This window comes from Roseovarius halotolerans, from assembly GCF_900172255.1.
Classification (GTDB): Bacteria; Pseudomonadota; Alphaproteobacteria; order Rhodobacterales; family Rhodobacteraceae; genus Roseovarius; species Roseovarius halotolerans.
Genome location: NZ_FWFU01000005.1, coordinates 20,468 through 44,025, shown reverse-complemented (window position 1 = coordinate 44,025; position 23,558 = coordinate 20,468). Strand labels below are relative to the sequence as shown.

Below are 23,558 nucleotides of genomic sequence, written 5' to 3'. Positions count from 1 at the left end.
CCGAAGGGCTGAGACATGACTGACACGACCTCGAACCAGATGTGGGGCGGCCGTTTTGCCGCCGGGCCGGATGCGATCATGGAGGCGATCAACGCCTCGATCGGATTCGACAGGCGGCTTGCGGCACAGGATATCGCCGGCTCGCGCGCCCATGCCGCCATGCTGGCGGCCACGGGTATCATCAGTGATAGTGATGCCGAGGCGATGAGGGAAGGGCTGCTCACGGTCTTGTCAGAGATCGAGGAGGGGCGGTTCGAATTTTCCACCGCGCTGGAAGACATCCACATGAATGTCGAGGCGCGGCTGAAGGCGATCATCGGCGATCCGGCGGGGCGCCTGCATACCGGGCGGTCGCGCAATGACCAGGTGGCAACCGATTTCCGCCTCTGGGTGCGCGATCAGCTGGACGCCACCGAAGCCGGGCTGAAGGCATTGATCGGCGCGCTTCTGGGGCAGGCCGAGGCCGGGGCGGATTGGGTGATGCCGGGATTCACCCATCTGCAGACCGCGCAGCCCGTCACCTGGGGCCATCACATGATGGCCTATGTCGAGATGTTCGCCCGTGACCTGGGACGGGTGCGCGATGCGCGGGTGCGGATGAACGAATGCCCGCTGGGTGCGGCGGCGCTGGCCGGCACGAGCTTTCCCATCGACCGCGAGATGACGGCGAAGGAGCTTGGGTTTGACCGCCCTTCGGCGAATTCGCTGGATGCGGTCAGTGACCGGGATTTCGCGCTGGAGTTCCTGGGGGCGGCCAGCATCTGTGCGATGCATCTGAGCCGCTTTGCCGAGGAGCTGGTGATCTGGTCGTCGGCGCAGTTCCGTTTCGTGGCGCTGTCAGACCGGTTTTCCACCGGATCGAGCATCATGCCGCAGAAGAAGAACCCCGACGCCGCCGAGCTGATCCGGGCCAAGATCGGGCGGATCTTCGGCGCGAATGTCGCGCTGATGACGGTGATGAAGGGGCTGCCGCTGGCCTATTCCAAGGACATGCAGGAGGACAAGGAGCAGGTCTTTGACGCTGCCGACAACCTGATGTTGGCGCTGGCCGCGATGGAAGGCATGGTGCGCGACATGGCCCCGCAGCGCGCTGCGCTGGAGGCGGCGGCCGGCAGCGGGTTCAGCACCGCGACCGACCTCGCGGACTGGCTGGTGCGGGTTCTGGGCATGCCGTTCCGCGAGGCGCATCATGTCACCGGGAGCCTTGTGGCGAAAGCCGAGGCGAAGGGGTGCGACCTGCCGGATCTGAGCCTTGAAGAGATGCAATCGGTGCATGGCGAAATCGACGCCTCGGTCTATGATGTGCTGGGTGTGCATAATTCGGTGGCGTCTCGCATGAGCTATGGCGGCACGGCGCCGGAACAGGTGCGCGCGCAGATCGCACGCTGGAAGGAGGTGCTGACATGAAATGGATGCTGAGTGTGTTGGTGCTGGCGGTGCTGGCGGGATGCGGCGCCGATGGCGAGCCGATCCGTCCGACGCGGGACCAAGAAAAGGACAGGGTCACGAGGACCGAGAGCGGGGCGGAGAAGCCCGGAGCGGATTGGATCAGTGGCCGCGTCAGCGTGCATGCGGGCGCGACCCTTTAGGGCGCGCCTGTGGTCAGGCGTGGCGTTATGAGTATTTTTGGAACGATGAAGCCGGGACGATCAGCGCAAGGCAGGTGTGCTGCGCGGTGTCCCGAGGCGGGATGAAGGCGCGAGCAGATGGATCATTTTCTTTACCGCGGCGGCGCGCTTCATGCCGAGGATGTGCCGGTGGCCGAGATCGCGGCCGCAGTGGGCACGCCGTTCTATTGCTATTCCACGGCGACGCTGAGCCGTCATTTCCGCCTGTTCGACGAGGCGCTGGAGGGTGTGGATCACCTTGTCTGCTATGCCATGAAGGCGGCCAGCAATCAGGCGATCCTGAAAACGCTGGCGGCGCTGGGCGCCGGGATGGATGTGGTCTCGGGTGGGGAATATGCCCGTGCCAGGGCGGCGGGCGTGCCGGGCGAGCGGATCGTGTTTTCCGGCGTCGGCAAGACCCGCGAGGAAATGCGCCAGGCGCTGGAAGGCGGTATCCGGCAGTTCAATGTCGAGAGCGAGCCCGAGATGGTGGCGCTCAACGAGGTGGCGCTTTCGCTGGGTCTGCGCGCGCCGATCACGCTGCGGGTGAACCCCGATGTGGATGCGAAGACCCATGCCAAGATCGCGACCGGCAAGAGCGAGAACAAGTTCGGCATTCCGATCGCAAGGGCGCGCGAGGTCTATGCCGAGGCCGCCGCCCTGAAGGGTCTGGAGGTGGTCGGGATCGACGTGCATATCGGCAGCCAGCTGACCGATCTGGAGCCGTTCCGGCAGGCCTATGAGAAGGTCGCGGAGCTGACCGGGATGCTGCGGGCCGATGGGCATGACATCCGGCGGCTCGACCTGGGCGGGGGGCTGGGCATTCCCTATACGCGTTCGAACGAGGCGCCGCCGCTGCCCACGGAATACGGCCAGCTGATCAAGGACACGCTGGGACACCTGGGGTGTGAGCTTGAGATCGAGCCGGGGCGGCTGGTGGCGGGGAATGCCGGGATACTGGTGAGCGAGGTGATTTACCTCAAATCCGGGGAGGGGCGCGATTTCCTGATCCTGGATGCGGCGATGAACGATCTCATTCGCCCGGCCATGTATGATGCCTATCACGATATCGTGCCGGTCAGAGAGCCCGCGCCGGGGGCCGAGCAGGCGCCCTATGACGTGGTGGGGCCGGTCTGCGAATCGGGGGATACATTCGCCAGGGCGCGGATGCTGCCGCCGCTGGCGGCGGGGGATCTCGTGGCGTTTCGCAGCGCGGGTGCCTATGGCGCGGTGATGTCGAGTGAATACAATACGCGCCCGCTGGTGCCCGAAGTTCTGGTCCATGAGCATCAATTCGCCGTCATCCGGGCGCGGCCGAGCTTTGACGAGATCATAAATCGAGATACCATTCCCGAATGGCTGTGACGCGGTGGGCGCGTCACGCCCCGGAGCGAAGCGGAGCATGGCGAGGCAATCCTCACCCCTGACCCCGGTGCTGAACCGGCTGCGGCGGCCCCTGACCCTGACATGGGCGGGGCTGATCGCGGAGCGGGTCGTGCGCGCGTTCTGGCCGCTCTGGTCGCTGGTGGCGGCGGTGGCGGCGGTGCTGCTGCTGGGCCTGCATGACCTGATGCCGCTGGAAGTGGTCTGGGGGGCGATGGTGGTGACGCTGCTGGCGGTCCTGCTGTTTGCCGTTCAGGGTTTTCGGGCGTTTCGCTGGCCCACGCGCGAGGCGGCGCTGGCGCGGATCGACGACAGCCTGCCGGGGCATCCTCTGACGGCGCTGGCGGATGCGCAGGCGGTGGGCATGGGCGACGCCGGGTCCGAGGCGTTGTGGCGCGCGCACCAGGAACGCATGGCAGAACGCGCGGCGAGCGCGCGGGCGGTCGAGCCTGACCTGCGCCTGTCGGCGCGCGACCCGTTCGGGCTGCGCTATGTGGCGCTGCTGGGGCTGGTGGTGGCGCTGATGTTCGGGTCGATCTGGCGGGTCGGCACGGTGGCCGGGATGGCGCCGGGTGGCGGCGCGGCACTGGCGACCGGCCCGACCTGGGAGGGCTGGATCGAGCCGCCTGCCTATACCGGTCTGCCCAGCCTCTATCTCAACGATCAGAAGGGCAAGATCGCCGCCCCGCAGGGCAGTCGCGTGACCTTGCGTCTTTATGGCGAGGTCGGCGCGTTGAGCGTGGCCGAGACCGTATCGGGGCGCATCGGTGAAGTGGAACCCGCCACGAGCCCGGAGCAAGGATTCGATCTGGCGCAGGACGGGACGCTGTCGATCGACGGACCGGGCGGCCGGAGCTGGGAGATCACGGCCTTGCCGGATGCCGGGCCAAGCGTGCAGATCCTGCAAAGCGGTGTCGAAACCAGCTTTGACGGGCAGATGAGCCAGCCATTCACGGCAGCGGATGATTATGGCGTGACCGGGGGCCGGGCGGTGTTTCGGCTGGACATGGCCGAGATGGAGCGCCGCCACGGGCTGACCGCCGAGCCGGACCCGCGCGCGCCGATCGAACTGGACCTGCCGATGCCGATCACCGGCGACCGGGCAGAGTTCACCGAGACCTTGATCGAGAACCTGTCGCAGCACCCCTGGGCGCATCTGCCGGTGACCCTGGAGCTGGAGGTGCGCGATGCGCGCGATCAGGTGGGGCAGAGCCTGCCGGAAAAGATGACGCTGCCCGCGCGGCGGTTCTTTGATCCGCTGGCGGCGGCGGTGATCGAACAGCGGCGAGACCTGTTATGGGCGAAGGCCAATGGCAAACGGGTGGCGCAGGTTCTGCGGGCGGTGTCCTATCAGCCCGATCCGGGGCTGTTCCGGTCCGAAACCGCATATTTACGGTTGCGGGTGATCCTGCGGCGGCTGGAAACGCTGGTGCGCCATGACAGCCTGGACAGCGAGGCGCAGGACGGGATCGCCGAGGCGCTGTGGGATCTGGCGCTGGTGCTGGAAGAGGGCGATATCGGCGATGCGCTGGAGCGGATGCGCGCGGCGCAGGAGCGGTTGAGCGAGGCGATGAAGAACGGCGCCACCGAAGAAGAGATCGCGCGCCTGATGCAGGAACTGCGCGACGCGACCGACGATTACATGCGCCAGAAGATGCAGCAGGCGCAGCGCGAAAACCAGCAGAACGGTGGCGAACAACAGCAGATGCCGGAGAATGCCATGCGCATGACCCAGCAGGATCTGCAGGACATGATGGACCGCATCCAGGAACTGATGGAACAGGGCCGCATGGCCGAGGCGCAGGAGGCGCTGGAGCAGTTCCAGCAGATGATGGAGAACATGCGCGTCACCGAAGGCCAGAGCGGCCAGCAGGGCCAGAACCCCGGCCAGCAGGCGATGGAAGGGCTGGCCGAGACGCTGCGCAATCAGCAAGGCCTGTCGGACGAGGCGTTCCGCGACCTTCAGGAGCAGTTCAACCCCAACGCGCAGGCGGGCGAAAGCCAGGGCAACGAGGGCAGAGATGGCGGTCAGGGCCGTGGCCAGGGCCACCAGCCTCGGGGTCAGCAGGGCGAGGGCCAGGGCAGCCAGCCGGGCCAGGGTGATGGCCAACGTCAGGCCGAGCAGGGCGGGGCGGGGTCGCTTGCCGACCGGCAACAGGCGCTGCGCGAGGAACTGGAACGCCAGAGGGGCAACCTGCCCGGCGGCGGCGAGGCCGGAGACGCGGCGCGCGAGTCGCTGGAAAGGGCGGATCGCGCGATGGACGGTGCCGAACAGGCACTGCGCGGCAATGACCTGCCCGAGGCGCTGGACAGGCAGTCTGAGGCGATGGAGGCACTGCGCGAAGGGATGCGCAGCCTTGGCGAGGCATTGGCCGAGAACCAGCGACAGCAACAGGGCGGCCAGGGTCAGGCCCGTGGCGATGTCGGTCAGCAGGAATCGGACCCGCTGGGGCGGCGCGCCGGCCAGGGCGGGCAGGTCGGCACGCAGGATTCGCTGTTGCAGGGCGAGGATGTCTATCGCCGCGCGCGCGAATTGCTGGACGAGATCCGCCGTCGCTCGGGCGAGGGCGCGCGCCCGGATGTGGAGCTGGATTACCTCAAGCGCCTGCTTGACCGGTTCTGAGGCCGCAGGCCGGACGCAGAACCGCATCGGACACCGCGGTCAACCCGCCGGAATTGTCATTGCAGGAAGGACAGAACCGTCTGTTGCAGAAGGATGCGCAGATCGTTCACCATGTTCACATAGGCCGTCATCGGCGCTTCGAGCGCGGGCGTGAGCCCGGCGATCTGCGGCGCGAAGATGTAGACCAGCGTCAGGATCACGAAGAGCAGAACCGCCCAGAGGAACCCGCGACGAAATCCGCCGCCGCTCGCACGCCGGGCCAGTTCCGCATCCGTGGTGGACATGTCCTCGTCGCGTTCGGGCGTGTGTTCGAGTGAGGAATTGATCTCGTCGATATCGGGCAGCAGGTTGCGACGCGAATCCGGGTCGATGTCTTCCTTGGGGTCCGGGTCGGCCGGTCGGGGCTCGGGTTCGCCACGCAGGCGGGCCATGCGCGCCCTGGCCTCCTGACCGCGCAGATCCTCGGGGGCGGATTGGGACTCGAGCCCCAGATCGGGCTGGGTTTCGAGATCACTAGCGCTTTCGGCGGCGCGGGCCTGTGCCTCGCGCTCGGCCTCTTCGCGCAGAAGGTCGCGGACGGCCGGGTCGATTTCGCGGCGCGGCGGCGCGGCGGGATCTTCGGGCGCAGGCTCGGGATGGGGCTCGGGCGCGGGCTCCGGTTCGGCCTCGTATTCGGCTTCGTTGTCCCATGTGGCGGACGCGTCATCGGGTTCGTCCGAGACGCGCGTTTCGGGCATATGATCGGGATGGTGCTGAAACCACGTATCGCCACAGTTCGAGCACTGCACATCGCGCCCCGCCACGGGGATCACTTCGTCGGGCACTTCGTATTGTGCGCCGCAATTCGGGCATGTCAGCCGCATATTCCACACCTGTCGCCGCGCCGGCGGTTTTCAGCCTGTTTGCTTTGCGATTACCATAGGGGCTAAAGCCCTGTCGCGAAAGGCCAAACGATTTGGCGCGTGGAAACATTGCACATGTGTGTCCTCTGAGGCATGTAGGGGCGGGTGTGCGGAGGGACCGGTTTGATCGAGCTTGAGAACGTGGCCTACAGCTATGGCGGCGGTGATCTGTTGAGCAACATTTCGCTGGAGCTTCAGCCGGGGTCGTTCCATTTCCTGACCGGCCCGTCCGGCGCGGGCAAGACGACATTTCTGAAGCTGTGCTACGGGGCGCTGACGCCGACCTCGGGCACCGCGCGGCTGTTCGGGACCGATCGGCGCGAGATGCAGCGCGACGATATCGCGCTGGCCCGGCGGCGGATCGGGGTCGTGCATCAGGACTGCCGGTTTCTGGATCATATGAGCGTGGCCGACAATATCGCGTTGCCGCTGATGGTGTCGGGGCGCGACCTGTTGGGCGAGTCGGCGAACCTCAAGGAGCTTGTCGCCTGGGTCGGGCTGAGCGAGCGCGCAAAGGCGCTGCCGCCGGAATTGTCGGGCGGTGAGCGCCAGCGCGCGGCATTGGCGCGGGCGGTCATCATGTCGCCCGACGTGGTATTGGCTGACGAGCCCACGGGCAATGTCGACTGGGAGATGTCGCAGCGCCTGCTGAGGCTGCTGATCGAGCTGAACCGGATGGGTAAGACGATCATGATCGCCACCCATGACCTGGCGCTGATCCGTTCGGCGAAGGCGCATGTGCAGGCGCGGGTGTTGCGGATCGCGAACCGGCGGCTGCAGTTGGCGGGGGCGGACCTGTGAAGCTGGATCTTGGCCGGATAAGCGAGATGGTGGTCGGCGACACGCAGGCCGACCGGGTGGTGCCGCCCACAGGGTTCACCGCGACGCTGACGTTGTTCAGCGCGGCGGCGATGGCGTTTCTGGCGGTGTTCGCGCTGGCGCTGTCGCTGGCGACGGGGCGCCTTGCGGATCGCTGGGGAGACGAGCTGGCGCGCAGCGCGACGGTGCGGATCTCGGCGCCCGAGGGGCAATTGGCGGCGCAGACGCAGGCGGCGCTGAAGGTGCTGCAGACCACCACAGGGGTGGCGCGCGCCCGCGCGCTTGACGATGACGAGCAACGCGCGCTGCTTGAACCCTGGTTCGGGCCGGATCTGCCGGTGGACATGCTGCCGATCCCGCAGCTGATCGAGGTGATCGAGGAGGGGTCGGGTTTCGATGCGCAGGGGCTGCGGCTGCGGCTGGCGGCCGAGGTGCCTGGCGCGGTGCTGGACGATCACACCCGCTGGCGGCGGCCACTGGTCAACGCGGCAAGCCGGCTGCGGCTGCTGGGCTGGGTTTCGCTGGTGCTGATCGGGGCGACAACGGCGGCGATCATCACGCTGGCGGCGAATGCGGCGCTGGCGGCGAATGCGCAGGTGATCGGGGTGTTGCGGCAGGTCGGCGCGCGCGACGCCTATATCGTGCGCGCCTTCGTGCGGCGCTTTACGCTGAGGGCGCTGGCGGGTGCAGGCGCGGGCATGGTGGTGGGTTGCATTGCCATCCTTCTGCTGCCCGCCGCGCAGGATGCGGGCGGGTTCCTGACCGGGCTCGGTTTCCGGGGGCTGAGCTGGATATGGCCGCTGGTGGTGCCGCCGCTGGCGGCAGGCGTGGCCTTCTGGGCGACGGGCGCGGCGGCGCGCCGGATGTTGAAGGATCTGCCATGAGCCACGCGTTGCAATGGACACGGTCGCTGCTGTTCGTCATCAACATATACGTCATGATGGGGGTCATGGGGATCCTGTTCTTTCCCTGGGCCCTGGTCAGCCGCCGCGGCGCTTTGACCGCCTGCCAGAGCTGGTGCCGATGGGTGCGCTGGAGCGCGCGCTGGATGGTGGGCCTGCGCACCGAAGTGCGCGGCACGCCGCCGCGCGACGAGGTGCTGATCGCGGCCAAGCACCAGTCGTTCCTGGATATCATCCTGATTTTCGGCGCGGTGCCTGCGGGCAAGTTCATCATGAAGCGCGAACTGATGTGGGCGCCGGTAATCGGGCAGTATGCGCTGCGGATCGGCTGTGTGCCGGTCGACAGGGGCAAGCGCAGCCAGGCGATCCGCAAGATGGTGACGGATGTGGCCAAGGGCCGGCAGGAGCCGGGGCAGCTGATCATCTATCCGCAGGGCACGCGTATCGCACCGGGCGTCCAGGCGCCCTACAAGGTGGGCACCGGGGTCCTTTATGAGGAGCTGGGACAGGATTGCGTGCCTGTCGCGGCGAATGTCGGGCTGTTCTGGCCGCGCAAGGGTATCATGCGCAAGCCGGGAACGGCGGTGGTTGAATTCCTGCCGCGTCTTGAAAGCGGCCTGGGGCGCGAGGTCTTCATGGCGCGCCTGCAGGACGAGGTCGAGACGGGGTCCAACAGATTGATGCGGGAGGCCGGGTTTGATCCCGAAAATTGAATATATCGACGATATCGCCACGCTGGAATCGCATTATGGCAAACCGGGTGCTGCCAGCCTGCGCAAGGTGGCCACGCAGCTGACGCCGCTTTACCGCAAATGGATCGCGGCGTCGCGCTATTGCATCATGTCCACGGTCGGCCCCGAGGGCACCGATGGCAGCCCGCGCGGCGAGGATGGGCCGGTGGTCAGCGAACTGGACAGCCGGACCCTGGCGATGCCCGACTGGCGGGGCAACAACCGTCTGGATTCGCTGCGCAATATCGTGAGCGACGGGCGCGTGTCGCTGTTGTTCATGGTGCCCGGATCGAACACGGTGGTGCGGATCAACGGCCAGGCGCGGGTCACGGCGGATGCGCAGCTGCGCGCCATGTTCAACCGTCAGGGCAAGCAGCCCGCAACGGTGATCGTGATCAAGATCGCCGAGATCTATACGCAATGCGCGCGCGCCTCGATCCGTTCGGCGATCTGGGGGCGCGACGACAGCAAGGGCCTGCCGACGGTGGGCGAGATGCTGGCCGAGGCGAGCGACGGCGACGAGGGCGGCGCGCAATACGATGCGGAATGGACCGAGCGCGCGATGAAGTCGCTTTGGTGAGAGGCGCCGGACGCGGCGCGGCTGTCTTCACGCCGCATCGGACCTGATGGGAGAGAGTGCGATGACTGACCCGGTGACATTCAGACCCGCGCGCCGCGCCGACCTTGAGGCGATTGTCGGACTGATCGCGGATGATGGGCTTGGCCGTGGCCGCGAGAGCCTTGGTGACGAGGTCGAACCGGCATATCTGTCCGCGTTCGATGCCATCGCGCGCGATCCCAACCAGTTGATGGCGGTCGCGGAGGCCGAAGGGCAGGTCATCGGCTATATGCAGATCACCTTCATCCCCGGCCTGTCGCGCAAGGGAGCCTGGCGCGGGCAATTGGAAAGTGTGCGTGTCGCCGCGCATCTGCGCGGGCGCGGAATCGGGGCGGCGTTTTTCGGCTGGGCGATCGAGCAATGCCGCGCGCGCGGTTGCGCGCTGGTGCAGCTGACGACCGACAGGCAGAGGGATGATGCGCTGCGATTTTATGAGCGGCTTGGCTTCAGCGCGAGCCATCATGGCATGAAGCTGCAACTGTTCTAGCCCGGAGCGCCCGAACCTTGCTTCGGACGCTCCTGATGCAGATTCGCGCCGGTCCTAGCTGTGGATCGGGCCATCGCCGCAGGCGAGCGCGGCTTCGCGCACCGCTTCGGAATAGGTCGGATGCGCATGGCAGGTCATCGCCAGATCCTCGGCGGCGGCGCCGAATTCCATCGCGACGCAGACTTCGTGGATCAGGTCACCCGCCATCGGGCCGATGATATGGGCGCCAAGGATACGATCGGTTTCCTTGTCGGCGAGGATCTTGACGAAACCTTCGCCCGCGAAATTCGCCTTGGCACGGCCATTGCCCATGAAGGAGAACTTGCCGACCTTGTAGGCGCGGCCATCTTCCTTGAGCTGTTCCTCGGTCTTGCCGACGGCGGCGACCTCGGGGTGAGTGTAGATCACGCCGGGAATGACATCGTAATTCACATGGCCATGCTTGCCGGCGATGGTCTCGGCGACGGCCATGCCTTCGTCTTCGGCCTTGTGAGCCAGCATCGGCCCGGCGACCGCATCGCCGATGGCGTAGACGCCTTCGATATTGGTCTGCCAGTGTTCGTCGATCACGATCTGGCCGCGATCCGATGTCTTGAGCTTGAGCGCGTCGAGCCCGAGACCGTCGGTGAAGGGTTTGCGCCCGGTGGCCACCAGAACGACATCCGCGTCGAGCGTGTGTTCGCTGTCATCCTTGCGCAGCTTGTAGTGCACCTTGGCCTTGGTCTTGAGCGTCTCGACCGATTGCACGGCGGCGTTGAGAATGAAGTCGAGCCCCTGTTTCTTGAGCAGGCGCTGAAACTGTTTCTGGACCTCGCCATCCATGCCGGGGGTGACGTGGTCGAGATATTCGACAACGGTCACTTCGGAGCCGAGGCGCGAATAGACCGAGCCCAGTTCCAGCCCGATCACGCCCGCGCCGATCACGACCATTTTCTTTGGCACCTTGGGCAGTTCCAGCGCGCCGGTGGAGGTGACGACGATCTTCTCGTCCACCTCGACGCCGGGCAGCGAGGAGGATTGCGAGCCGGTGGCGATGATGATGTTCTTCGCCTCGTGCACGTCGTCGCCGACCTTGACCTTGCCCGCCTCCGGGATCGAGCCCCAGCCCTTGAGCCAGTCGATCTTGTTCTTCTTGAACAGGAATTCGATCCCCTTGGTGTTCTGGCCGATCACGTCGTCCTTGTAGGCGAGCATCTGTTTCCAGTCGACCGAGGGCGCCTTGCCCTTGAGGCCCATCTTGGGGAAGTTTTCCTGTGCCTCGTGGAGTTGATGGGAGGCATGCAGCAGCGCCTTGGACGGGATGCAGCCCACGTTGAGGCAGGTGCCGCCAAGGGTCTCGCGCCCTTCGACGCAGGCGGTCTTGAGGCCGAGCTGTGCGCAGCGGATGGCGGCGACATAGCCGCCGGGGCCGGAGCCGATGACGATGACATCGTAATTTGCCATGGGTCAGTGTCCTTTCGTGAATGGGGTAAGGGGGCGCTGCCCCCGTCGCCGTGCCGGCGACTCCCCCGGGATATTTGAGAACAGAAGAAGCATCAGACAAGCGCCGCCAGCAGCATGAGCGTTGTGGCGAGGAAGCCGATCGCCCAGATCAGCGAGCGCCAGGGGCGCAGGCCGAGGTAATAGGCCGGGATATAGAGCACGCGCGCGCCCAGATAGGTGAAGGCGAGGGCGGCGGTGAGGGCGCTGGACTGTGCGGTGATCGTGATGACCGTGCAGGCGATGGCGAAGAGGATCAGCCCTTCGAAATGATTGTTGAGGGCGCGGCCAAGGCGGGCGGTGCCATCGGACATCTGACGGGAGGGTTCGCGGTCACGCGCGGACATGGTGTAGCCCGGCCCGAGCTCGAGATTCGCGGGCACCGCGTAGAGGCCGTACTGCACGACCTGGAGCAGGGCGGCGAGGGTGAGGGCGGTGAGTTCGGGGGTCATGGGCGGTCATGTCCAGTGCGCGTTGCGTGCGGGGCGGAGTGTGCCGGGCGGGATCAGTCCCGCCCGACGGCGCGTTCAGAGGTCCATCAGCAGGCGGCGGGGATCCTCCAGCGCGTCCTTGACGCGGACGAGGAAGGTCACGGCGCCCTTGCCGTCGACGATGCGGTGATCGTAGCTGAGCGCGAGATACATCATCGGGCGCGCGACGATCTCGCCGTTCACGACCATCGGGCGCTGCTGGATCTTGTGCATGCCGAGGATCCCCGATTGCGGGGGGTTGAGGATCGGCGAGGACATCAGCGAGCCGTAGACGCCGCCATTCGAGATGGTGAAGGTGCCGCCCTGCATTTCGGCCATCGAGAGCTTGCCGTCGCGGGCGCGGGCGCCTTTCTCGGCGATGGCCTTTTCGATCGCGGCGAAGCCCATCGAATCCGCGTCGCGGATCACCGGCACGACAAGCCCGGTGGGGGTGCCGGTGGCGATGCCCATATGGACGAAGTTCTTGTAGACGATGTCGGTGCCGTCGATTTCGGCGTTGACCTCGGGGACCTCCTTGAGGGCGTGGCAGCAGGCCTTGGTGAAGAAGGACATGAAGCCGAGCTTGACGCCGTGTTTCTTGAGGAACTCGTCCTTGTATTCGTTGCGCAGGTCCATGACCGCGCCCATGTCCACCTCGTTATAGGTGGTGAGCATGGCGGCGGTGTTCTGGCTGTCCTTGAGGCGGCGCGCGATGGTCTGGCGCAGGCGGGTCATCTTGACCCGTTCCTCGCGGCTGGCGTCCTCGGCGCTGACGGGGGCGCGTGGCGATGATTGCGCGGGCTGCTCCGAGCTGGCGGCTGCCGCGGATGTGGCAGCGGCGGTGGCGCGGGCCACGTCCTCTTTCATGACGCGGCCATCGCGGCCCGACCCCTGCACCTGATCGGGCGAAAGGCCCTTTTCGGCCATCGCCTTCTTGGCGGAGGGGGCGTTTTCGACATCCTTGCCGGAGCCCGAGCCGGAGTCAGAGCCCGAGGACTGGGCGGCGGCGGGCGCGTCATCGGATTTCGCGGCGGGGGCTGCGCCTTCGCCCGAGGTCATGACGGCGAGTTTGCCGCCGGCCTGAACCGTGTCGCCTTCGGCGGCGAGGATTTCGCCGATCGTGCCGGCGGCAGGGGCGGGCACCTCGACCGAGACCTTGTCGGTTTCCAGCTCGCAGAGCATCTCGTCCTGGGCGACGGTGTCGCCGACCTGCTTGAACCAGGTCGAGACGGTGGCCTCGGAGACGGATTCGCCGAGAGTGGGCACCATCACGTCGATGCTTGCGCCCGAGGGCGCGCTGTCGCCGGAGCCGGACGCGGCGGCGGCGCTGTCGCCGTCATCCCCGGCCTTGGATTTCTCCTTGGGCGCGGGCGCCGCGCCTTCGCCTTCGGAGATGGTGGCGAGCAGGGCATCGACGCCCACGGTCTCGCCTTCGGCGGCGACGATCTCGCCCAGGGTGCCGGCGGCGGGGGCGGGAACCTCGACCGTGACCTTGTCGGTTTCCAGCTCGCACAGCATTTCATCCTGTGCCACGGAATCGCCGGGCTTCTTGAACCAGGTGGCGACGGTGGCCTCGGACACGGATTCGCCGAGCGTGGGGACGCGAACTTCAGTGGTCATGCGTTATTTCCCTTCGATGGTCAGCGCGGCATCGACCAGCGCCTCTTGTTGTGTCTTGTGTTGAGAAGCCAGGCCCGTGGCGGGCGAGGCGGCGGCCGGACGGCCGGCATAGGTGGGGCGCGTGTGCTTGGCGTCGATACGTTGCAGCACCCATTCGATGTTGGGTTCGATGAAGGACCAGGCGCCCTGGTTCTTGGGCTCTTCCTGACACCAGACCATGTCGGCCTGCTTGAAGCGCTCCAGTTCCTTGACCATCGACATGGCGGGGAACGGGTAATATTGCTCGACCCGCATCAGGTAGACATCGTCGATACCGCGGCTGTCGCGTTCCTCAAGCAGGTCGAAATAGACCTTGCCCGAACACATCACCACGCGGCGGATCTTGTCATCGGGTTTCAGCTTCGTGTCGGAATTGCCGTATTGCGCATCGTCCCAGAGCACGCGGTGGAAGCTGGAGCCGCTGGTGAAATCCTCGGTCCTGGAAATTGCCAATTTGTGACGCAGGAGCGATTTGGGCGTCATCATGATCAGCGGCTTGCGATAGGTGCGGTGCAGCTGGCGGCGCAGGATATGGAAGTAATTGGCCGGGGTGGTGCAATTGGCCACGATCCAGTTGTCGCCACCGCACATGGTCAGGAAGCGTTCGAGACGGGCCGAGGAGTGTTCCGGCCCCTGGCCCTCGTAGCCATGCGGCAGCAGGCAGACGAGGCCCGACATCCGCAGCCACTTGGATTCACCGGAGCTGATGAACTGGTCGAACATGATCTGCGCGCCGTTGGCGAAATCGCCGAACTGGGCCTCCCAGAGGGTCAGGGCGTTGGGCTCGGCGAGGCTGTAGCCATATTCGAACCCGAGCACCGCGTATTCCGACAGCATCGAGTCGATCACCTCGTAGCGGGCCTGCCCCTCGCGGATATGGTTGAGGGGAAAATACCGCTCTTCGGTGTCCTGATTGATCAGGGCCGAATGGCGCTGGCTGAAGGTGCCGCGGGTGCTGTCCTGACCGGAGAGGCGGACCGGGTAGCCTTCGAGCTGAAGGGAGCCGAAGGCGAGCGCCTCGGCGGTGGCCCAATCGAAGCCCTCGCCGGAGTCGAACATCTTCTTCTTGGTCTCGAGCAGGCGGCCAACCGTCTTGTGCAGCGGGAAGCCATCGGGCGCGGTGGTGAGCGCGCTGCCGATTTCCTGGAAGGTTTCCGGCGCGATGGCGGTTTCGCCGCGCTGGTAATCCTCGTCCTTGCGGTCGAGATGGGACCATTTGCCATCCAGCCAGTCGGCCTTGTTGGGACGGTACTCCTTGCCGGCCTCGAACTCGTCGGCCAGATAGGACTGGAAGGCGGCCTTCATGTCCTCGATCTCGCCTTCGGGGATCAGGCCATCGGCGACGAGGCGTTCGGTGTAAAGGCTGAGCGTGGTCTTGTGCTTCTTGATCTCGTTATACATCACCGGGTTGGTGAACATGGGCTCGTCGCCCTCGTTATGGCCGAAGCGGCGATAACAGATCATGTCGATCACCACGTCCTTCTGGAACTTCTGGCGGAATTCCGTGGCGACCTTGGCGGCGTGGACCACGGCCTCGGGGTCGTCGCCATTGACGTGGAAGATGGGTGCCTCGACCATCAGCGCGATATCGGTGGGATAGGGCGATGAGCGCGAGAAATGCGGCGCGGTCGTGAAGCCGATCTGGTTGTTCACGACGATATGCATGGTGCCGCCGGTCTTGTGCCCCTTGAGGCCCGAGAGACCGAAACATTCGGCCACGACGCCCTGGCCGGCAAAGGCCGCGTCGCCATGCAGCAGGATGGGCAGGACGCTGGTGCGTTCGCTGTCGCTCAGCTGGTCCTGCTTGGCGCGCACCTTGCCCAGGACCACGGGGTTCACCGCCTCGAGATGCGAGGGGTTGGCGGTCAGCGACAGGTGGACCTTGTTGCCGTCGAATTCGCGGTCGGAGGATGCGCCGAGATGGTATTTCACGTCGCCTGATCCGTCCACGTCCTCGGGCTTGAAGCTGCCGCCCTGGAATTCGTTGAAGATCGCGCGATAGGGTTTGCCCATCACGTTGGCCAGCACGCTGAGGCGGCCGCGGTGGGGCATGCCGATGACGATTTCCCGGACCCCGAGGCTGCCGCCGCGCTTGATGATCTGTTCCATCGCGGGAATCAGGCTTTCGCCGCCATCAAGGCCGAAACGCTTGGTGCCCATGTATTTGACATGCAGGTATTTCTCGAAGCCCTCGGCCTCGACCAGCTTGTTGAGGATCGCCTTGCGCCCCTCGCGGGTGAAGGTGATTTCCTTGTCGTAGCCTTCGATCCGCTCCTTCAGCCAGGCGGCCTGTTCGGGATCGGAAATATGCATGTATTGCAGCGCGAAGGTGCCGCAATAGGTGCGTTTGACGATGTCGAGGATCTGGCGGATCGAGGCGACCTGAAGGCCCAGAACATTGTCGATGAAGATCGGGCGGTCCATGTCGGTTTCGGTGAAACCGTAGGATTTCGGGTCAAGCTCGGGGCGGTGGCCATGATCGCGCAGGCCAAGCGGATCCAGTTCGGCGATGAGGTGGCCGCGGATGCGGTAGGCGCGGATCAGCATCAGCGCACGCACGGAATCGAGCACTGCGCGCTTGACAGACTCATCCGAGACCTCGACGCCGGTTTCGGCGGCCTTCTGGCGGATCTTCTCGTCGGCCCTGGCGGTTTCGATCTCGGCTGGCCATTCGCCGGTAAGGGCGCTGGTCAGGTCGTCATTGGGCACCGGCGGCCAGTCGGCGCGCGCCCATGAGGGGCCAGCGGCCTCCTTGCGCACATCGCTGTCGCCATCGCCGAGCTGCGAAAAGAACGCCTGCCAGGCTTCGTCAACGGCGTTGGGGTCGTTGGCGTAGCGCGCATAGAGCTGTTCGAGATATTCGGCATTGTGCCCCTGCATGAAGGAGGAGGCATGGAACTGGTCGTTGGGGCTTTGGTCTGTCATGGTCGTTCTCCGCGCGAAAGGGCGCATTCAGTCATTTGGACAGTTCGGATTTCACCAGCTTTTCAACCGTGCTCTGAAGGCCTTTGAAGCTGTGGCCTGCGCCCTTGACGGGCACGAAACCGGCCGGGAGGCCGCGGGCGCGGGTGGCATCGATATAGGCCTGCGAAAGCTGCGGGAAAGTGTTGTTGTCGGACGTGCCGACGGCGGCGATGATCCGGGTGCCGGGGGCGATCCCGGAGATCAGGCGGTGGGGCGAAACGCTGTTGCGCCAGGCCGATTTGCCGCGGGCGTTGCGCCATTCTTCGAGGTTGCAGGGACAGGAGACGAGGATCACGCTGTCGAGGAGGCCGGGATATGCGCCGGCGATCGCGCCAAGCTGTGCCGCGCCGCCGGAATGGCCGACCGCGATCACGCGCCTGTTGCCGGTCTGTTGGGCAAGCGCCTGGATGGTCTTGGCGACAAGGGCGTTGTTGGCGCTGGTGTAGTGGTCGCGTCGGCCATTGTGGGAGCCGGGCGATTTGCCGCCGCGCGCATCCGTATAGCCGGGGCGCAACATGGCGAAGACGCTGGCGCCCTTGTTCTGCGCGGCGATCCGCCTGGCGATATCGTAGTGGTAATCGGCCGGGCCGCCCTTGCTGACATCGCCGTGCAGGATGACCACCAGCGCGCGGTTGCCGCCGCCGAACAGCTTGCCGTCAAGCGGGCCGGGGGACTGTGCCTGCGCGCCCGAGGCGAGAAGGCCGAAGAACAAGGCGACGGACACCGCAGCGGCGCGCATGGCGCGGGTGTGGGCCGTTCTGGGTTGATCCGTCATCGCGTGTCCTTTCCGACCGGTCTGATGAAGCAGCAGGAGAGAAACCCGGATGGTCGCTCAGGTGCCCGTCATGATGCTTCGCCGGGGCGAAAGGGTGGGCGGTGATGCCGCCCACCCCGGTGATGTTCAGCCCTTGATCGCGGCCAGCACGGCCTCGCCCAGGGTGGCGGGGCTGTCGGCGACGGTGATCCCGGCGGATTTCATCGCCTCGATCTTGTCGTCGGCGCCGCCCTTGCCGCCGGCGACGATGGCGCCCGCGTGGCCCATGCGGCGGCCCGGAGGGGCGGTGCGCCCGGCGATGAAGCCTGCGGTGGGTTTCCAGCGGCCCTTCTTGCGTTCGGAGGCGAGGAACTCGGCGGCGTCTTCCTCAGCGGAGCCGCCGATTTCGCCGATCATGATGATCGCCTCGGTCTCGTCATCGGCGAGGAACCATTCCAGCACGTCGATATGTTCAGTCCCCTTGATCGGGTCGCCGCCGATGCCGACGCAGGTGGACTGGCCAAGGCCCACATCGGTGGTCTGCTTGACCGCCTCGTAGGTGAGCGTGCCCGAGCGCGACACGACGCCGACCTTGCCACGCTTGTGGATATGGCCGGGCATGATGCCGATCTTGCAGGCGTCGGGGGTGATGACGCCGGGGCAGTTGGGGCCGATCAGCGTGGATTTCGAGGTTTCCAGCGCGCGCTTGACGCGCATCATGTCCAGGACCGGGATGCCTTCGGTGATGCAGACGATCACGTCCATTTCGGCGTCGATCGCCTCGAGGATCGAGTCGGCGGCGAAGGGCGGCGGGACGTAGATGACCGACGCGTTCGCGTCCGTCTGGTGCTTGGCCTCGTGGACCGAGTTGAAGACCGGCAGGTCAAGATGCGTCTGGCCGCCCTTGCCGGGGGTGACGCCGCCGACCATCTTTGTGCCATAGGCGATGGCCTGTTCGGTGTGGAAAGTGCCCTGCGAGCCGGTGAGGCCCTGACAGATCACCTTGGTGTTTTCGTCGATGAGGACTGCCATCTTGGCGTTCTCCTTTGGAAATTCCGGGAAAGGCGCGCAGCGGATGCGCGCCCTGGGGGGTCAGCCTTTGACCGCCTTCACGATCTTTTCGGCACCGTCTTTCAGGTCGTCGGCGGCGATGACGTCGAGGCCGGAATTCGAGATGATTTCCTTGCCCTTCTCGACATTCGTGCCTTCGAGACGCACCACAAGCGGCACTTTCAGCCCGACTTCCTTGACGGCGGCGATCACGCCCTCGGCGATCACATCGCAGCGCATGATGCCACCGAAGATGTTGACCAGGATGCCTTTGACCTGCGGGTCCGAGGTGATGATCTTGAACGCCTCGGTCACCTTCTCCTTGGTGGCGCCACCGCCCACGTCAAGGAAGTTGGCCGGTTCCGCGCCGTAGAGCTTGATGATGTCCATCGTGGCCATCGCAAGGCCTGCGCCATTCACCATGCAGCCGATCTCGCCATCGAGGGCGATGTAGTTGAGATCGTATTTGGAGGCTTCGAGTTCCTTGGGGTCTTCCTCGGTCGTGTCGCGCAGTTCGGCGATGTCCGAGTGACGATAGATCGCGTTGGAGTCAAAGCTCATCTTCGCGTCGAGGCATTTCAGGTCGCCCTTGTCGGTCAGGATCAGCGGGTTGATCTCCAGCATCTCCATGTCCTTTTCGAGGAACAGCGTATAGAGGATGCCCATCAGCTTGACGCATTGCTTGACCTGCGCGCCCTCGAGACCCAGCATGAAGGCGATCCGGCGGCCGTGGAACGGCTGGTAGCCGGTGGCGGGATCAACCGAGAAGCTGAGGATCTTGTCGGGGGTGCTTTCGGCGACTTCCTCGATATCCATGCCGCCCTCGGTCGAGGCGACGAAAGAGATGCGCGATGTCTGGCGGTCGACCAGGAGCGCGAGGTAGAATTCCTTTTCGATGCCGGACCCGTCTTCGATATAGATCCGGTTCACCTGCTTGCCGGCCGGGCCGGTCTGCTTGGTGACGAGGGTGCGGCCGAGCATGCGCTTGGTTTCCTCGGCGGCTTCCTCGACCGACTTGGCGAGGCGGACACCGCCGGCTTCGCCTGCGCCGGGCTCCTTGAAGCTGCCCTTGCCGCGGCCACCTGCGTGGATCTGCGCCTTGACCACCCAGAGGGGGCCGTCGAGTTCGCCCGCGGCGGTCTTGGCCTCTTCCGCGCGCAGCACGACGCGGCCATCCGAGACCGGGGCGCCGTAGGAGCGAAGGAGGGCCTTCGCCTGATACTCATGGATGTTCATGAAAAAGTCCCGTTTTGCTACGATCAGGACAGATATACCCACATGCTTGACGCCGGTTTAAACCGTTTTCTTACATGGGGTGGATATTTCGGGCAATTTTCCGGGTTTTGTGATCACACAAATTATTGCTGTGATCACAAAGAAAATATCTTGGATTCCGCATGTTTGAAAAGAATCAATGCGGCGAATGAAAACGGCGCCCCCGGAGGGGCGCCGCGAAAGGCTGCCGACTTGCTCTGCTGTTACGCCAGCGAGCTGTCGATTTCCTTGCAGGCCTTGACCAGGCCTTTGACCGCATCGACGGATTTGTCGAACATGGCCTGTTCGTCCTTGGTCATCTTGATGTCGAGAATGCGCTCGATGCCGCCTGCGCCGATCACTGTGGGCACGCCGACATAGAAGCCGTTCAGCCCGAAGGCGCCATCGACATAGGCCGCGCAGGGCAGCACGCGCTTCTGGTCCTTGAGATAGGCTTCGGCCATCTCGATCGCCGACGTGGCGGGCGCGTAGAAGGCCGAGCCGGTCTTGAGCAGGCCGACGATCTCGGCACCGCCGTCGCGGGTGCGCTGCACGATCGCGTCCAGTTTGTCCTGCGTGGTCCAGCCCATCTGCACGAGGTCGGGCAGCGGCACGCCGGCCACCGTCGAATAGCGGGTCAGCGGCACCATCGTGTCGCCATGACCGCCCAGAACGAAGGCGGTGACGTCTTTCATCGAGACGTCGAATTCAAGGCTGAGGAAGTGGCGGAAGCGGGCGCTGTCCAGCACACCGGCCATGCCGCAGACTTTTTCATGGGGCAGGCCCGAGAATTCGCGCAGCGCCCAGACCATCGCATCGAGCGGGTTGGTGATGCAGATCACGAATGCGTCCGGGGCGTTGTCGCGGATGCCTTCGCCCACGGATTTCATGACCTTGAGGTTGATGCCCAGAAGGTCGTCGCGGCTCATGCCCGGCTTGCGGGGCACGCCGGCGGTGACGATGCACACGTCGGCGCCAGCGATGTCGGCGTAGTCCTGGGTGCCTTTCAGGCGGGCATCGAACCCTTCGGAGGGGCCGGATTCAGCGATGTCGAGCGATTTGCCTTCGGGTGTGCCTTCGGCGATATCGAACAGGACGACATCGCCCAGTTCCTTCAGCGCGGCAAGGTGGGCAAGGGTGCCACCGATCTGTCCTGCGCCGATGAGGGCAATCTTGGGTCTGGCCATTGGATTCTGTCTCCGGTCGGTTGGAATTTTCGCGCTTGGGGTAGTCCCAATTTGCGCCCTGCGCAAGACCGGCGCGCGATGCAGGCCTTACGGGCTGTTTCTGGCCGGGGCAGGCAAAACGCGCTAACAGTGCCGGGAAACAGGGGTTTACGGGCAAAAATCATGCTGGCAATCGAATTGGGCCTTTTCGCGGTTGCGGTGCCTGCGGTGCTGATGGCCGGGATTTCCAAGGGCGGATTCGGTTCGGGCGCGGCCTTTGCGGGTGCGTCGATTCTGGCGCTGGTGGTGCCGCCGGGGCAGGCGCTGGGCATCATGCTGCCGCTGTTGATGCTGATCGACGTCTCGACGCTCAGGCCGTATTGGCGGCGCTGGAGCTGGCGCGACGCGCGCCGGCTGATGCTGGGCGGTGTGCCGGGGGTGGCGCTGGGCGCGGTGCTTTACAAGGTGGCGGATGCCGATCTGTTGCGGTTGCTGATCGGTGCGATCTGTTTCCTGTTCGTGGGCTGGCAGATCGCGCTGCGCGCCGGGCTGATGCGGGTGGCGGCACGGCCGCTGCCTGGCTGGGCGGGGGTGCTGGCCGGCGTGGTGGCCGGGTTCACGAGCTTCGTCAGCCATGCGGGCGGCCCGCCGGCCGCCGCCTATCTGTTGTCGCAGCGACTGGACAAGACGACGTTCCAGGCGACGACGGTGCTGACCTTCTGGGTCTACAATATCGTGAAATTCGTGCCCTACGCGTTCCTGGGCATCTTTACCGCCGAGACCTTGCTGATCGACCTCGTGCTGGCGCCGGTCGCGGTGTTTGGCGCTTGGCTGGGGGTGCGCGCGCATCGGATCGTGTCGGAACGGGCGTTCTTTGCGGTGACCTATGTCTTGCTGACATTGACCGGCGGCAAGCTGATCTGGGATGCGCTGACCTAGGTGTGTGGTGGCCGAGAAGGTGGCATTTTCTGCGTTGCGGCGACAAAGCACTTGAATTTTTCGCGCGAAAAGTGGCATTCCGGCGCAAGTTTATTTCGGCAGTGACTCGGGAGACAGGCTTCAGATGGATACCGCGACGCGACCCTACCGCTCGGTTCTTTACATTCCCGGTTCAAAGGAACGGGCGCTGGAAAAGGCGCGTGAGCTGCCCGCGGATGCGATCATCTTCGATCTGGAGGACGCGGTTGCGCCCGAGGCCAAGGCCGAGGCCCGCGAGACGCTGGCGCGCGCGCTGGCCGAGGGCGGTTACGGCAAACGGTCGCGGATCGTGCGGATCAATGCGCTGACCACCGAATGGGGTCTTGAGGATGTGCGCGTGCTGGGCGAGGCGGGGGCGGATGCGATCCTGCTGCCCAAGGTCAACACGCCTTCGGACGTGGACAACCTGGCCGACATGCTGGGGCCGCAGGTGCCGATCTGGGTGATGATGGAAACGCCCGCCAGCGTGTTCAACGCCCGCGAGATCGCCGCCCATGCGCAGGTCACGGGGCTGGTCACCGGCACCAACGACCTGACCAAGGATCTTGGCTGCCGTTATCGCGCCGACCGCCTGCCGCTGATGAGCGCCTTGCAGATGATCGTGATGGCCGCGCGCGCGGCGCGCGGTGTCGTGGCGATCGACGGGGTCTACAACCGGTTCCGCGACGGCGACGGGCTGAAGGCCGAATGCGAACAGGGGCGCGACCTGGGATTTGATGGCAAGACATTGATCCATCCCGCGCAGATCGAGGTGACGAACACCGCCTTTGCGCCGACGCAGTCGGAAATCGAGACCGCCGAGCGCCAGATCGCCGCCTATGAGGAAAGCAAGGCCTCGGGGCAGGGTGTGGCCGTGGTGGACGGACAGATCGTCGAGAACCTGCATGTGGTCGCCGCCAAGCGCCTGCTGGGCAAGGCCGAGGCGATCAGGGAAATGGCAACGGAGTAAAATGACATGGCTTATCTTGTTCTGGGGCTGATCCTCTGGTCGGCGGGGCATATGTTCAAGCGGTTCGCGCCGGGTGCGCGGGCAGGCATGGGCGACGCCGGCAAGGGGCTGGCGGCGCTGGTGATCCTGGCGGGCGTGGTGCTGATGGTGATCGGCTATCGCGCGGCGGATGGGGCGTTTTTCTGGGGGCGGCATCCGGCAACGGTGGGCATCAACAACCTTCTGATGCTGCTGTCGGTCTACCTGTTCGCCGTATCGGGGATGCAGACCGGGCTGGCGCGCAAGATGCGCCATCCCATGCTGACGGGCGTCAAGGTTTGGGCGCTGGCGCATCTGCTGGTCAATGGCGATGTGCCCTCGTTCGTGCTGTTCGGCGGTCTGCTGGCCTGGGCGGTCGTCGAGATGATCGTGATCAACAAGGCCCAGCCCAAATGGAGCCCGCCCGCGCCTGCGCCAAAGCGTAAGGAAATCGCGGCGCTCGGCGGGACGGTGGTGGTTTTCGCGGTGATCGCGGCGATCCATTACTGGCTCGGTTACCCGGTCTTCGGGTGACGCGATGAAGCTCTACCGATTCCTGTCGGCTGACGACACGTCGGCGTTCTGCCACAAGGTCAGCGCGGCGCTGGCCAGGGGCTGGGAGCTGCATGGCGGGCCGACCTATGCCTATGACGATGCCAACGGGGTGATGCGCTGTGGTCAGGCCGTGGTGAAAGAGGTCGAGGGCGAATACAGCCCCGACCTGAAACTGGGGGAACAATAAGC

General features: G+C 65.4%; 22 protein-coding genes. 13 read left to right on the top strand and 9 right to left on the bottom strand.

What is annotated here, in order from left to right; all coding sequences use genetic code 11:
* The first annotated feature begins 15 nt into the window (after window positions 1–15).
* From argH to ROH8110_RS17680, 4 genes are all read left to right on the top strand, one after another.
* Complete coding sequence (gene argH / locus ROH8110_RS17695) at window positions 16–1,407, top strand: argininosuccinate lyase (RefSeq protein WP_085819121.1); 1,392 nt, start codon at window positions 16–18, stop codon at window positions 1,405–1,407.
* The gene (locus tag ROH8110_RS18780) at window positions 1,404–1,589 is read left to right on the top strand and encodes a hypothetical protein (RefSeq protein WP_085819120.1); all 186 of its coding nucleotides are present in this window, start codon (window positions 1,404–1,406) and stop codon (window positions 1,587–1,589) included. The genes argH and ROH8110_RS18780 overlap by 4 nt, the downstream gene beginning before the upstream one ends.
* Window positions 1,590–1,706: 117 nt before the next feature.
* The gene (lysA, locus tag ROH8110_RS17685; protein ID WP_085819119.1) at window positions 1,707–2,972 is read left to right on the top strand and encodes a diaminopimelate decarboxylase; all 1,266 of its coding nucleotides are present in this window, start codon (window positions 1,707–1,709) and stop codon (window positions 2,970–2,972) included.
* 37 nt (window positions 2,973–3,009) lie between these two features.
* Window positions 3,010–5,613 (top strand): TIGR02302 family protein, encoded by a 2,604-nt coding sequence (locus ROH8110_RS17680; protein ID WP_085819118.1) that lies wholly within the window; start codon window positions 3,010–3,012, stop codon window positions 5,611–5,613.
* 56 nt (window positions 5,614–5,669) lie between these two features.
* Here the strand turns inward: ROH8110_RS17680 and ROH8110_RS17675 are convergent, their stop codons facing one another.
* Complete coding sequence (locus ROH8110_RS17675; protein WP_085819117.1) at window positions 5,670–6,476, bottom strand: zinc-ribbon domain-containing protein; 807 nt, start codon at window positions 6,474–6,476, stop codon at window positions 5,670–5,672.
* Window positions 6,477–6,638: 162 nt separating this feature from the next.
* On the opposite strand from ROH8110_RS17675, the gene ROH8110_RS17670 reads away from it, so the two are divergent.
* The 5 genes from ROH8110_RS17670 (at window position 6,639) to ROH8110_RS17650 (ending at window position 10,073) form a co-directional block, all read left to right on the top strand.
* The gene (locus tag ROH8110_RS17670; RefSeq protein WP_085819116.1) at window positions 6,639–7,316 is read left to right on the top strand and encodes a cell division ATP-binding protein FtsE; all 678 of its coding nucleotides are present in this window, start codon (window positions 6,639–6,641) and stop codon (window positions 7,314–7,316) included.
* A gap of 26 nt (window positions 7,317–7,342) precedes the next feature.
* Window positions 7,343–8,218 carry a cell division protein FtsX gene (locus ROH8110_RS17665; RefSeq protein WP_085819177.1) on the top strand — a complete coding sequence of 292 codons (876 nt, stop codon included), beginning with the start codon at window positions 7,343–7,345 and terminating at the stop codon, window positions 8,216–8,218.
* A complete protein-coding gene (locus ROH8110_RS17660) occupies window positions 8,215–8,949 on the top strand; it encodes a lysophospholipid acyltransferase family protein (protein ID WP_085819115.1) in 735 nt (244 codons plus the stop codon). Before ROH8110_RS17665 ends, ROH8110_RS17660 begins: the two co-directional genes overlap by 4 nt.
* Window positions 8,933–9,547 (top strand): pyridoxamine 5'-phosphate oxidase family protein, encoded by a 615-nt coding sequence (locus ROH8110_RS17655; RefSeq protein WP_370738123.1) that lies wholly within the window; start codon window positions 8,933–8,935, stop codon window positions 9,545–9,547. Before ROH8110_RS17660 ends, ROH8110_RS17655 begins: the two co-directional genes overlap by 17 nt.
* A gap of 61 nt (window positions 9,548–9,608) precedes the next feature.
* Window positions 9,609–10,073 carry a GNAT family N-acetyltransferase gene (locus tag ROH8110_RS17650; RefSeq protein ID WP_085819114.1) on the top strand — a complete coding sequence of 155 codons (465 nt, stop codon included), beginning with the start codon at window positions 9,609–9,611 and terminating at the stop codon, window positions 10,071–10,073.
* Window positions 10,074–10,127: 54 nt separating this feature from the next.
* On the opposite strand, the gene lpdA is transcribed toward ROH8110_RS17650, so the two are convergent.
* The 8 genes from lpdA to mdh form a co-directional block, all read right to left on the bottom strand.
* Window positions 10,128–11,516 (bottom strand): dihydrolipoyl dehydrogenase, encoded by a 1,389-nt coding sequence (lpdA, locus tag ROH8110_RS17645; protein WP_085819113.1) that lies wholly within the window; start codon window positions 11,514–11,516, stop codon window positions 10,128–10,130.
* Window positions 11,517–11,608: 92 nt separating this feature from the next.
* On the bottom strand, window positions 11,609–12,004 hold the full coding sequence (locus tag ROH8110_RS17640; RefSeq protein WP_085819112.1) for an MAPEG family protein: 396 nt from the start codon (window positions 12,002–12,004) through the stop codon (window positions 11,609–11,611).
* A gap of 75 nt (window positions 12,005–12,079) precedes the next feature.
* Window positions 12,080–13,642 carry a 2-oxoglutarate dehydrogenase complex dihydrolipoyllysine-residue succinyltransferase gene (odhB, locus tag ROH8110_RS17635; RefSeq protein WP_085819111.1) on the bottom strand — a complete coding sequence of 521 codons (1,563 nt, stop codon included), beginning with the start codon at window positions 13,640–13,642 and terminating at the stop codon, window positions 12,080–12,082.
* 3 nt (window positions 13,643–13,645) lie between these two features.
* A complete protein-coding gene (locus ROH8110_RS17630) occupies window positions 13,646–16,606 on the bottom strand; it encodes a 2-oxoglutarate dehydrogenase E1 component (RefSeq protein ID WP_085819110.1) in 2,961 nt (986 codons plus the stop codon).
* 31 nt (window positions 16,607–16,637) lie between these two features.
* Entirely contained in the window at window positions 16,638–17,420 is a 783-nt protein-coding gene (locus ROH8110_RS17625; RefSeq protein ID WP_139837431.1) for an alpha/beta hydrolase family protein, read from the bottom strand.
* 126 nt (window positions 17,421–17,546) lie between these two features.
* The gene (sucD, locus tag ROH8110_RS17620) at window positions 17,547–18,431 is read right to left on the bottom strand and encodes a succinate--CoA ligase subunit alpha (protein ID WP_085819108.1); all 885 of its coding nucleotides are present in this window, start codon (window positions 18,429–18,431) and stop codon (window positions 17,547–17,549) included.
* A gap of 60 nt (window positions 18,432–18,491) precedes the next feature.
* Window positions 18,492–19,685: an ADP-forming succinate--CoA ligase subunit beta gene (gene sucC / locus ROH8110_RS17615; RefSeq protein WP_085819107.1), complete on the bottom strand. Its 1,194-nt coding sequence runs from the start codon at window positions 19,683–19,685 to the stop codon at window positions 18,492–18,494.
* Window positions 19,686–19,927: 242 nt separating this feature from the next.
* The gene (mdh, locus tag ROH8110_RS17610) at window positions 19,928–20,890 is read right to left on the bottom strand and encodes a malate dehydrogenase (RefSeq protein ID WP_085819106.1); all 963 of its coding nucleotides are present in this window, start codon (window positions 20,888–20,890) and stop codon (window positions 19,928–19,930) included.
* A gap of 162 nt (window positions 20,891–21,052) precedes the next feature.
* Here mdh and ROH8110_RS17605 point away from each other — a divergent pair, with 162 nt between their 5' ends.
* The 4 genes from ROH8110_RS17605 (at window position 21,053) to ROH8110_RS17590 (ending at window position 23,556) form a co-directional block, all read left to right on the top strand.
* Window positions 21,053–21,808, top strand: coding sequence for a sulfite exporter TauE/SafE family protein (locus ROH8110_RS17605; protein ID WP_085819105.1), 756 nt, complete (start codon window positions 21,053–21,055; stop codon window positions 21,806–21,808).
* 124 nt (window positions 21,809–21,932) lie between these two features.
* A complete protein-coding gene (locus tag ROH8110_RS17600; protein WP_085819104.1) occupies window positions 21,933–22,796 on the top strand; it encodes an HpcH/HpaI aldolase/citrate lyase family protein in 864 nt (287 codons plus the stop codon).
* Window positions 22,797–22,802: 6 nt separating this feature from the next.
* On the top strand, window positions 22,803–23,348 hold the full coding sequence (locus ROH8110_RS17595; protein ID WP_085819103.1) for an NnrU family protein: 546 nt from the start codon (window positions 22,803–22,805) through the stop codon (window positions 23,346–23,348).
* A 4-nt stretch (window positions 23,349–23,352) separates the two neighbouring features.
* The gene (locus ROH8110_RS17590; protein WP_085819102.1) at window positions 23,353–23,556 is read left to right on the top strand and encodes a DUF1737 domain-containing protein; all 204 of its coding nucleotides are present in this window, start codon (window positions 23,353–23,355) and stop codon (window positions 23,554–23,556) included.
* Window positions 23,557–23,558 lie beyond the last annotated feature (2 nt).